The organism is Thiomonas sp. (assembly GCF_054608695.1).
Genome location: NZ_JBTRXV010000127.1, coordinates 1 through 7,311 on the forward strand (window position 1 = coordinate 1; position 7,311 = coordinate 7,311).

Here is a 7,311-nt window from a genome sequence, read left to right on the forward strand (position 1 = left end):
TGGAAATGGGCACGACCACCTATTACCAGGCGCTCAACACCGTGTGCGGCGAGCCGGTGCTGCGCGAGCTGACCTGGCATATCCGCAACGACGAGGTGCAGCACTACAAACACTTCTACCACTACTTCCTGCCTTCCTGCGCTACCAGCGACAGGAGAACCTTCACCGACCGCAGGTCATCGCAGCCCTGTGGCGCCGGGCTATTGAACTGCGTCACAGCGATGCCGATATCGCCCTGCGCCACGCGACGACATGGCGCTTCCGGGGCGCATTCCTCCAGTGCCGGTTTCCGAGGCCATGAAGCAGGTCTTTGCACTCATGGCGACGCAGTATCCAGTCGAGCTGGGCGTGCGCATGGCGCTCAAACCATTGATTGGAGTGGATGCCCAACCCGCGCCCATGTCTATTCCGAGTCAGCGTCGACCCCCTCACGGGCCAGGTGGTCTACGTTTTCAATTTTTGCGCCCGTATGAAGGAGATGCATCATGGCTATCGTCCAATGGGATCCATGGCAGGAAATCGAGGATATGTTCGACCGCTACACCCGGGCGGTTGGATGGCGGCAAAGGCGGACAAAGGGTGGAGAGCCGGCAACCGCCGTTGATTGGTCGCCGCAGGTTGACATCGCGGAAACCCCCCAGGAGTTCACCATCAAAGCGGAGGTTCCCGAAGTGAACAAGGATGACGTCAAGGTCATGATCAACGATGGCGTTGTCACCATTGAAGGCGAGCGCAAGCGCGAGAAAGAAGACAACGACAAGACCTTCCACCGTATCGAACGTTTCTACGGCAGCTTTAGTCGCAGCTTCTCGCTACCTGAAAACATTGATAGTCAAGCTGCGGTGGCAACCTTCAAGGATGGGGTGTTGACATTGCAGATTCCGAAGACTGCGCAAACACAAACCAAGAGCATTGAGGTCAAGGTGCAGTAGGTGATTGCATTGGCAGGCCCTGCTCAACATCGCATCAGGCCTGCTGGTGTCATTTCTTCTTGAGGATGAGGTAAAGTGTGGTGAAGGTGTCCACATGCTGCAGCAGCCAGCCAATCGGGCGGTAGCGGTTTCATGATCCGGGCCTCAGCTTTCCAGCTCGCGCCGCATGCGGTCATAGGTTTCGCGGTCGATGTCCCCGCGGGCGTAGCGCTCCTTCAGAATGTCCAGATTCAAAGCCCGAAGGGATAGGTTTCGGGCAAACCGTCAATCTCCTGCGTCTGCAATGGCGACACGGCGGTGGTCTGGTCGAACCAGATGTATTCGTCGAACTGTTGCGGCAGCACGGCCTGGAAGTAATGGCTTTGCAGTTCAGTCTCGGGGCGGTAGATCACGCCGATGGCTCGTTCTAACCTAGGGGTTGCCAGATCACCGAGCGAACCTTGGATAGTTGGCCTGCGCAAGGGCAGAAAGAACCGCGGCACTTCAGCCAGATGGCAGAGATGCTCATAGCTTCGCGGCAAGGATGGACGCACAGACTTGACCTCCATCGGGCCGTCCCATTGCGATGCTGCGGCGACACTTCCGCTGTCCGTGCCGAATCCGACGCTGTAGGCCTGCTGGCCGAAGGCCTTGCGGCACAGATGCCCGATGTTGAATTCACCCCGCAGGGACATCTCGGTCGCCGAGGAGTCACCCACATGGGAGTTATGCGCCCAGACAATCGCCTTGCTCTGCGGCCCGTAGTAAGTCAGCAGGGACTGCAAGGTTTCGAACATATGGCTGTCACGCAGGTTCCAGGAGGTGCGGGAGCCGTAGTACATGGTGCGGTAATAGCGCTCCGCGTTGGCCACGAGGCGCGCGTTCTGGATCGCATCCAGGAAACGCTCGCCGTCGTGCTGGGCGTAGGCCGCGTGCTTTTGCAATAGCTCCTTGAGCATGGAGACAACCTCGCTCTCGCACGTGCGGTAGTGCTGGGTCAATGCGGCGTGCGCATAGGCCGATGGGTCGACCTGCCAGGGTGTGAGGCAGCCGTAGCGCTCGCGTGCCACCCGCGCCGTGGGCGGATCGACGCGCTCCAGGTAATCCAGCACGGACTGGATGGAGTTGTAGAGGCTGTAGAGGTCGAGCCCATGAAACGCCACCCTTTGTCCGGGCTCAAGACCTGCGTTGTGTTCGCGTAGCCAGTCGACGAAATCGCGCACCTCGTGGTTGCGCCACATCCAAGTGGGAAAGCGTGCAAACGCGGTCCATTCCGAGGGTTGGAATTCGGCATGCCGCACGTAATGGTCCACCCTGGCCGCATCGGGCCAGTCGCCCTCGATGGCGACGAAGTCGAAACCCTTGCGGGTGATCAGGGCGCGGGTGATGCGCGCGCGCATGCGGTAGAACTCCGAGCTGCCGTGGGTGGCCTCACCCAGCAGCACGACGCGCGCGTCGCCGATACGCTGCAGCAGGCCGTCGAGGTCCGCGTCGTCGATCGCATCGAACGGCTCGACCTGGCGTGCGATGGCCCGGGCCAGCTTGGCCTCCTCGGCAGGCGTCTCCATGTGCGCGGCCTGCGGGCGCGGGTGCACGCCGTCGGGGCCCCAACCCTCGTCGCCCATCAGGGGGACGAAGCGGACATCGGCGATGTCCTCGCGCTCGAAGCGCAGTTCCGAAATGCGCGTGACCCGGATCAACTCCTGCACGCGCTGATCGACCCCCACGGGAATCACCAGGCGGCCGCCGATTTTGAGTTGCTCCTTCAACGACTCGGGAACCCCAGAGCTGCCGGCAGCCACCACGATCGCATCAAATGGCGCATGCTCTGGCCAGCCTCGCGTGCCATCGGCATGCAACACATGCACATTGCGGAAGCCGTGATCGGTAAGCAGCGACGCTGCCTTCTCGGCGAGCTGGCCAATGCGCTCGACAGTGTAGACGTCTGCCGCGATGCGCGACAGCACGGCTGCGGCGTAACCCGAGCCGGTGCCGATTTCCAGCACCTTTTCCCCACCCTTCAAACCCAGCGCGGCCATCATGAGGGCGACGATATACGGCTGCGAAATGGTCTGCCCCTCCGCGATCGGCAATGGCGCAGCATCTTCATACGCAAACTCCCGCAGGTCTTCCGGCAGAAAGATCTCGCGTGGGATGGTCGACATCGCATCCAGGACCAGGGGATCCAGCACCCCGCGCTGCGCGATGTGATGCTGCACCATCCAGGCGCGCCGTTTGGCGAAATCAGGCTTGTTCATGGCCTACTCCACAGCAATGGTGCATCGAATGCGCTGGCTCGCTTCCCGGCGGGATCATCCGCCCTTCGGCACAGGCCCATGCACGATCAGGACCGGCGCGGTGCACAAGCGGGCTGCGCCCTCGGCCACGCTACCCAGAAACAAACGGCTCAGGCCACGGTGACCGTGACTACCCAGAACCACCAGATCCGCCGCCACCGCCTTGGCCTCGTCGGCCAGCAACTCAGCCACCCGCTTGCCGACGATCTCCTCTTCCAACAGCGTCGAGGTAGCCGCCAAGCCGGCCTGCTTGGCCGAGGCCACTGCGCGGCTCAGAATGGCTTCGCCTCGATGGCGATAAATGGTCAACAAGTCCACCTCGGTCACCTCGTCTGTTTCGGCCCAGAGAATGCCTGCGACGTCGAACACGTGAACGAAATGGAGCTTGGCATGCTGCTCCTGGGCCAGACGAATGGCATGTTGCAAAGCCGCTTCGGAGACTGGACTGCCATCGACCGCGACCAAAATATTGGTGTACATGGTTTCCTCACTGATTTTTCTGGGTCAAGATCCGCATGACCTACGCTACGCACCCTGCCCCATCACCAGCGCAGATAGACATTCATATTGCCGGTATGTGCCCGGATGCTGCGCAACCTCCCCTTATAGATGCCCACCAGGGTGTAGGAGCCGGCTGGTGCCTTGAGGTAGCACAGTGGGCCATCCGCCACAAAGGATGCGACCGTCTTGTTACCTTTTTTGACTTGGATCGGCACGTCTGCGAGATAGGCGCCTCGTGGCCCTTCGACCATCCAGAGCCCCAAGTTGAAGTCATGGGCCTGGCGTTTCAATTGCTGCAAATTGCCCTCGCCGACACCTCCGCAGCGGTGGGCGATGGCTAGGCTGGGACGCGGCTGGGAGTAGGCGACTCCGCAAGCCAAGATGGAACTCATGCAGACCAAGGCCACCAGAGGCCGACGAACTCGAAAAGACGTGTTCTTGAACATTGAAATCCCCTGATCGAACTTGAAAGGAAAACGCACTCTCTTGAAGATCCGCTGTCAGCGCTTATTGGGCAGCCGAATGCGCCTTGGGATGGTGGGTGAACGAGAGATATCCGGATTGCGCCAGAAGATCTTTGGCCCGATGCATATCCTTCGGATCGCCATGGACAAGCAGTAAAAAATGGCGGGCCTTCAACTCGGTTTCGTAGTGCAGTACGGCATCCTTGGGAATGCCCAGCGCACTCAGGGCGCCGAACAGCGCCCCAGCACCGCCAGCGAGGACCGCGCCCTCCACGCCGCCGACCACTCCGCCCGTCAAGGTTGAAACCAGGGCTGCGGCAAAAGGACCAAGGGCCACAATGGGCCCGACCGTCGGGACCACGACGAATACAACACCGAGCAACAGGCCAGCCATGCCACCCCAGAAGACACCAAGTTTTCCAAAGAATTTGGCACGATCCCCGGCGTTGAAGAACCCGACCACATGCTCTTTTGTTTCGTAGTCGCGCCCCGCGATGGACAGCTTCTTCATGTCGAACCCTGCGTGCTGCAGGGCTTTGACGGCATCTTCAGCCTTGGTGTGGGAATCATAAACAGCGACGGCGATGTCTTGGGTTGGGGTCATGATCATTCCTCAGTTTGATGAACGTGAAAGGTGGACCGTGTCGCAACAAATCCCGCGCCCTCAGCGGCGCCGTCCTTGCAGAAAGGACAGGATTTGCAACAGGGATAGAAAAATATTGAGCACGTCGAGATAGAGCGAAACCGTGATGAAAATCGGGTTGGTCTCACCGCCGCGCACCAGGCGGCTGGTATCGACCAGGGTGTAGCCACTGAAGATGAACAGCGCCGCACTGGCCACGGTCAGTTGCAGGGCGGGCATTTGCAAGAAGAAATTGGCGATGCCAGCAAGAATCACGATGATCAAGCCGACGAACAGGAAGCCGCCCATGAAGCTGAAATCCCGTTTGGAGATCCAGGCATAAAGCGACAGTCCACCAAAAATTGCAGCCGTGCCGATTGCCGACTCGGCCACGATCAAGGGGCCGTTCGACAATTGCAGGGTGACCGCCAGCATGGGGCCCAAGGAAAGTCCCATGAGGCCGGTGAAGACAAAGACCAGCGGGAGGGCGAGTGGGCCTTGCTTGGCTCCCGTGAACAGAATGGCGAACAAGGCACCGAACGCCAGGATCATCAAAATGAAGGGGTGCTGATACGGGAAGGCCATGCTCATGCCGAACATGGCCGCGACCGCAGTCACCACCAGCGTTGCCGCCAGGAGGGCATAGGTTTTGCGGACCAGCTCATGGGTGGCCACGGAGGCCATGGAGCCTGGAAACTCGGGCAAATAGGATGGTCGAGGCATGGTCCAACTCCATCACATGCTGTGATCTGTGATCCGGCCCATGACAGAAACCGGAAAACGGGAAGACAAGTTTGCGCGGCTTCGTGATGCTTGCCCTTGATGCACATCAGATACCACCTGGGATTTTGTTGGACTTGTTTGGCGATGTAACCCCCACCACGCTTCCCATGTCGAAGTGACTCCGCGCGCGCCACCGCAGGGACGCGCCTATCAGGCATCCAGCGAAGAGCGGAAGCGCCGCACGCTCACGGTGAGCATGATCGCCGCCAGCAGCGCCATCGCAGCTAGATCGGGCCACAACACCGCAAATCCAACGCCCTTGAGGAATACAGCGCGGATGATGACCAGAAAATAGCGCAGCGGGTTGATCAGCGTGAACCACTGCAGGGCCGTGGGCATGGCCGCGATCGGGAAGGCGAAGCCCGAGAGAATGAACAGCGGGTTGACGAAAAAGAAGTTGAGCGCGAAAGCCTGCTGCTGCGTTTTGGAAAAGGTGGACAGCAGCAACCCGATACCGACCACCGCCAGCAGGAACAGCGTGGCGCCAGCCAGCATCACGAGCGGATCGCCAATAAATGGCACCTTGAACCAGAAGATGCCAATCGTGCTGACCAAGGCGATGTCGCCCAGTCCGATGAGAAAGAATGGCATGGTCTTGCCCAGGATGAACTCGATTGGCCGGATCGGGCTGACCATGATCTGTTCCAGCGTGCCGACCTCGCGCTCGCGCACGATGGCGAAGGCCGTCAGGCTCACCACCTGCAGCAGGGTCAAGCTGCCGATCACGCCGGGAATGAAAAACCAGCGGTCCTCCAGGCCCGAATTGAACCAGGGCTGCGTTTGCAGCATGACGCCGATTTCAGGTCGAGCGAGGCTGGCGTGATGGGGTAATAGCCTGCTGGCCTCGTCGCTGGAGAACTGCATGACAATCTGACTGATGTAGCCCAGCGCGATCAGCGCGGTGTTGGAGTTTGTGCCATCGACAATGACCTGCAGCGGTGCGCCCTTGCCGTTTTGCAGGTCGCGCTGGAAACCGGCGTGGATGACGACGGCCATCAGCGCCACGTTGTGATCAATGGCGCTCTTGACCTGGGCATCGGTTCTGGCCTCTTCGACCACGTCAAAGCGTCCCGATGCGACGAAGTGGGAGAGCAGGCTGCGGCTGGCCTGGCTCTGGTCGAGGTCGAGCACGACGGTGGCGACATGGTGCACGGTGAACGTGGCGGCGTAGCCGAACACCAGCATCTGGATGATCATCGGCACGATGAGGCGAAACATCGCCCAGCGATCACGCCGGATCTGCAAAAACTCCTTCGTCAACATCGCGGACAGGCGTTCGAACATGCCTTTAGGGCCTGTTAACACAAACTGCGAAGTCCATCGACCACCAGCACGAAGCTGAGGAAGCCGAGGAACATCGCGTCAAGTTTTTCGAACCGAGAAAAGATGCGCCGGAAACCCTTCAGGCGTCGGAACAGGCGCTCGACTTCGTTGCGGCGCTTGTCCATCTCTCGGTCGTACTCCCATGGCTCGATGCGCGTCTTCATCGGCGGCACCACCGGGATGAAGCCAAGGTCCAGAGCCAGTTGGCGCGTCTCATTGCCTTCGTAAGCGCGGTCCATCAGCAAGTGAATGGGGCGGCTCGTTGGGCCCAGGCTTTCAAGCAACGTCCTGCCCTCGGGCGCATCGTGCGCCTGCCCGGGAGACAGGCTAAACGTTACGGCCGTTCGAGCATCCGCGGCAACCAGATGAACCTTGGTGTTCCAGCCGCCTCGGGACTTGCCGATGGACTG

At 60.3% G+C, this 7,311-nt stretch carries 9 protein-coding genes and 1 pseudogene; 2 read left to right on the forward strand and 8 right to left on the reverse strand.

Annotated features, from left to right (window positions below):
• Both ACYCUK_RS22165 and ACYCUK_RS22170 read left to right on the forward strand, forming a co-directional pair.
• Positions 1-473 (forward strand): annotated as a pseudogene (locus ACYCUK_RS22165) (hypothetical protein); the annotation flags it as partial.
• Between the two features lie 12 nt (positions 474-485).
• Complete coding sequence (locus tag ACYCUK_RS22170; protein WP_461596782.1) at positions 486-932, forward strand: Hsp20/alpha crystallin family protein; 447 nt, start codon at positions 486-488, stop codon at positions 930-932.
• Between the two features lie 144 nt (positions 933-1,076).
• Here the strand turns inward: ACYCUK_RS22170 and ACYCUK_RS22175 are convergent, their stop codons facing one another.
• From ACYCUK_RS22175 to ACYCUK_RS22210, 8 genes are all read right to left on the reverse strand, one after another.
• Positions 1,077-1,166 (reverse strand): SHOCT domain-containing protein, encoded by a 90-nt coding sequence (locus ACYCUK_RS22175; protein WP_112486413.1) that lies wholly within the window; start codon positions 1,164-1,166, stop codon positions 1,077-1,079.
• Positions 1,163-3,169, reverse strand: a complete 2,007-nt coding sequence (locus ACYCUK_RS22180; protein WP_461596783.1) for a protein-L-isoaspartate(D-aspartate) O-methyltransferase — start codon at positions 3,167-3,169, stop codon at positions 1,163-1,165. The genes ACYCUK_RS22175 and ACYCUK_RS22180 overlap by 4 nt, the downstream gene beginning before the upstream one ends.
• A 54-nt stretch (positions 3,170-3,223) precedes the next feature.
• Positions 3,224-3,688, reverse strand: coding sequence for a universal stress protein (locus tag ACYCUK_RS22185; RefSeq protein ID WP_461596784.1), 465 nt, complete (start codon positions 3,686-3,688; stop codon positions 3,224-3,226).
• 62 nt (positions 3,689-3,750) lie between these two features.
• Complete coding sequence (locus ACYCUK_RS22190; protein ID WP_461596785.1) at positions 3,751-4,155, reverse strand: hypothetical protein; 405 nt, start codon at positions 4,153-4,155, stop codon at positions 3,751-3,753.
• A gap of 61 nt (positions 4,156-4,216) precedes the next feature.
• Positions 4,217-4,777: a general stress protein gene (locus ACYCUK_RS22195; RefSeq protein WP_461596786.1), complete on the reverse strand. Its 561-nt coding sequence runs from the start codon at positions 4,775-4,777 to the stop codon at positions 4,217-4,219.
• A 60-nt stretch (positions 4,778-4,837) separates the two neighbouring features.
• Complete coding sequence (locus ACYCUK_RS22200) at positions 4,838-5,518, reverse strand: Bax inhibitor-1 family protein (RefSeq protein ID WP_461596787.1); 681 nt, start codon at positions 5,516-5,518, stop codon at positions 4,838-4,840.
• 210 nt (positions 5,519-5,728) lie between these two features.
• Positions 5,729-6,862 carry an ABC transporter permease gene (locus ACYCUK_RS22205; protein ID WP_461596788.1) on the reverse strand — a complete coding sequence of 378 codons (1,134 nt, stop codon included), beginning with the start codon at positions 6,860-6,862 and terminating at the stop codon, positions 5,729-5,731.
• A 14-nt stretch (positions 6,863-6,876) separates the two neighbouring features.
• Positions 6,877-7,311 (reverse strand): IS5 family transposase (locus tag ACYCUK_RS22210; RefSeq protein ID WP_461596789.1); only part of this gene is annotated, 435 nt, incomplete at its 5' end.

Coding starts and splice junctions, on each gene's coding strand:
- ACYCUK_RS22170 (WP_461596782.1), top strand. CDS start 486: ATGGCTATCGTCCAATGGGATCCATGGCAGGAAATCGAGGATATGTTC.
- ACYCUK_RS22180 (WP_461596783.1), bottom strand. CDS start 3,169: ATGAACAAGCCTGATTTCGCCAAACGGCGCGCCTGGATGGTGCAGCAT.
- ACYCUK_RS22185 (WP_461596784.1), bottom strand. CDS start 3,688: ATGTACACCAATATTTTGGTCGCGGTCGATGGCAGTCCAGTCTCCGAA.
- ACYCUK_RS22190 (WP_461596785.1), bottom strand. CDS start 4,155: ATGTTCAAGAACACGTCTTTTCGAGTTCGTCGGCCTCTGGTGGCCTTG.
- ACYCUK_RS22195 (WP_461596786.1), bottom strand. CDS start 4,777: ATGACCCCAACCCAAGACATCGCCGTCGCTGTTTATGATTCCCACACC.
- ACYCUK_RS22200 (WP_461596787.1), bottom strand. CDS start 5,518: ATGCCTCGACCATCCTATTTGCCCGAGTTTCCAGGCTCCATGGCCTCC.
- ACYCUK_RS22205 (WP_461596788.1), bottom strand. CDS start 6,862: ATGTTCGAACGCCTGTCCGCGATGTTGACGAAGGAGTTTTTGCAGATC.